4 protein-coding genes are annotated in these 1,964 nt (G+C 34.9%); 3 read left to right on the top strand and 1 reads right to left on the bottom strand.

Features of this window, described 5'->3' with window-relative positions:
- Nucleotides 1–113 precede the first annotated feature (113 nt).
- The 3 genes from E1171_RS02165 to E1171_RS23505 all read left to right on the top strand — a co-directional run bounded on the left by E1171_RS02165 (nt 114) and on the right by E1171_RS23505 (nt 1,407).
- Nucleotides 114–485, top strand: coding sequence for a hypothetical protein (locus E1171_RS02165; RefSeq protein WP_155203632.1), 372 nt, complete (start codon nt 114–116; stop codon nt 483–485).
- Between the two features lie 62 nt (nt 486–547).
- Nucleotides 548–1,033, top strand: coding sequence for a DDE-type integrase/transposase/recombinase (locus tag E1171_RS23510; protein WP_187696196.1), 486 nt, complete (start codon nt 548–550; stop codon nt 1,031–1,033).
- A gap of 92 nt (nt 1,034–1,125) precedes the next feature.
- A complete protein-coding gene (locus E1171_RS23505; protein WP_187696195.1) occupies nt 1,126–1,407 on the top strand; it encodes an integrase core domain-containing protein in 282 nt (93 codons plus the stop codon).
- Between the two features lie 66 nt (nt 1,408–1,473).
- Here E1171_RS23505 and E1171_RS02155 read toward each other — a convergent pair whose 3' ends face one another.
- On the bottom strand, nt 1,474–1,632 hold the full coding sequence (locus E1171_RS02155) for a hypothetical protein (RefSeq protein ID WP_155203628.1): 159 nt from the start codon (nt 1,630–1,632) through the stop codon (nt 1,474–1,476).
- Between the last annotated feature and the right edge of the window lie 332 nt (nt 1,633–1,964).

Below are 1,964 nucleotides of genomic sequence, written 5' to 3'. Positions count from 1 at the left end.
TTGATGAAATTTATCTGGCCTCATAAATAAGGAAAGCCCTTTTTTATTCAAAAGAGGCCTAAAAGGTAACAATGTCCTGTCCTGAATTAGGTTGACAACAAAGTTGACCTCTAATGAAAAAACCCGATCAGAAAAAAGTCAAGCGCAGCCAGCGTGATTACACCTTAGCCTTTAAACTTCAGATAATCGAAGAAGTAGAAAGAGGTGATCTTTCCTATAAACAAGCCCAGAAGAAATACGGGATCCAGGGAATAAGTACCGTTTTAGTTTGGTTAAGAAAGCTTGGTAAACTAGATTGGAGTGTACCAGATTTAGCACATATGTCCAATACCCCTAATCAAAAGATTAAAGAACTTGAAGCAAAACTGGCTGAAGCTGAAAAACGTGTATTTTGGGCAGAGGAAAAGGCAAAATTACTTGATCCCCTAATTGATGTAGCCGAAGGGGAATTCGGCTTTGAAATCAGAAAAAAGTCCTTACCCTAACAGTTGAAAAACATGTCCAAAAAGAAAAAGGGAGCATTAATGTTACCTGTAAACTGTTTGGGATGACTAGGCAAGCTTACTATAAACGTAAACAAGTTTATCAGTCAAATATGGATAAGTATTCACAAATTTTAGAAATGGTAACCGACAAGCGTATACGAATGCCTCGTCTGGGTACCCGAAAACTTTATTATCTTTTGAAAGAAGACTTCACATATAAAAGTATAAAAATAAGGAGAGATAAATTATTTACCTTTTTAGGGGTAAACCATATGCAAGTTAAACCAAAACGGCCTTATCACAAGACCACAGACTCCAATCATTGGTTAAAAAGACATAAGAATCTAATAATCAATAAACAAATCGAGAAACCAGAACAGGTATGGGTAGCTGACATAACTTGCGTACCTACAAACCAGGGACACAACTATCTTTCACTAGTAACCGATGCTTATTCAAAACAAATAATGGGGTACTGTCTTGCAGAAGACTTAAGAACAAAAGGTCCTTTGAAAGCGTTGGAAATGGCCATAAAAACAGAAGATTAAATGGGGAAATTATACATCATTCCGATAGAGGTCTACAATACTGTTCAAATGAATATCAAAGATTGCTTAAAGAAAATAACTTAAAACCGAGTATGACTGAAAGTTATGATCCCTTTCAAAACGCCATTGCTGAAAGAGTCAATGGTATATTAAAACAGGAGTTCAATATAGCGGATGGTTTGTGCGAACATTTAGAAAGTGTAAAGAAAATAAAAGAATCAATAATGATTTACAATCAGGAACGGCCTCATTTAAGTTCCGAATACTTAACTCCAAATCAGATGCATAATCAACACAGATTGAAGCCAAAGTCCTGGAAAAAGAAACCCTCCAAAACTAATGCTTTGAAGATTCTTGATATCAATTTAAATTAGACCCTAAACCTGTCAACCTATTTCAGGACTAGACACAATAGCTTTAAATTTATTCGCTTACTACTTTTATTGATTTCGTTCTATTTTTTGAAAACGTTCTTTTTGAGCAGAATAAACAGTTTCTGCAATAGACAGTTTCAATTTAGCAGCAGTTTTCATGGTATTGTAATAGCTCAAATCTGCAAAACAAGCCTTACCTTCGGCTAATAATTGTGTTTCATCCAATTGCTTTAAAAATTGTTTTAGAGCTTTCGCAGGCTATTCAACTTTTTTCCGACATCAAAATCCTTTTTGAACCCCTTGGTGTCCATAGAATAAGGAGGGGCAAATTCAGTATTAGCTTATATATATCCTCCAAACTTTTTCCACAAAAGATCCGATACCGCCTCCTATTTATACGAAGCATGAAGTTCCTTAACTGAAAAAGCATGCAATGGCAAGTTCAATATGATGGATAAAAGTTCCAAGACAGCTGTAAGCTGTGTACATTGCTCCTTAGGAATTCTTTAGAATATTTTACTATCAATATTTCAGTACTTTTTTATGAACAGAAAACT

This window comes from Xanthovirga aplysinae (assembly GCF_009711365.1).
GTDB lineage: Bacteria > Bacteroidota > Bacteroidia > Cytophagales > Cyclobacteriaceae > Xanthovirga > Xanthovirga aplysinae.
This window is presented reverse-complemented; position numbering and strand designations above follow the sequence as displayed.

What these genes read in the sequence shown, in the direction of transcription:
- E1171_RS02165 (WP_155203632.1), top strand. Translation starts at nt 114, where the DNA reads ATGAAAAAACCCGATCAGAAAAAAGTCAAGCGCAGCCAGCGTGATTAC.
- E1171_RS23505 (WP_187696195.1), top strand. Translation starts at nt 1,126, where the DNA reads ATGACTGAAAGTTATGATCCCTTTCAAAACGCCATTGCTGAAAGAGTC.
- E1171_RS23510 (WP_187696196.1), top strand. Translation starts at nt 548, where the DNA reads ATGACTAGGCAAGCTTACTATAAACGTAAACAAGTTTATCAGTCAAAT.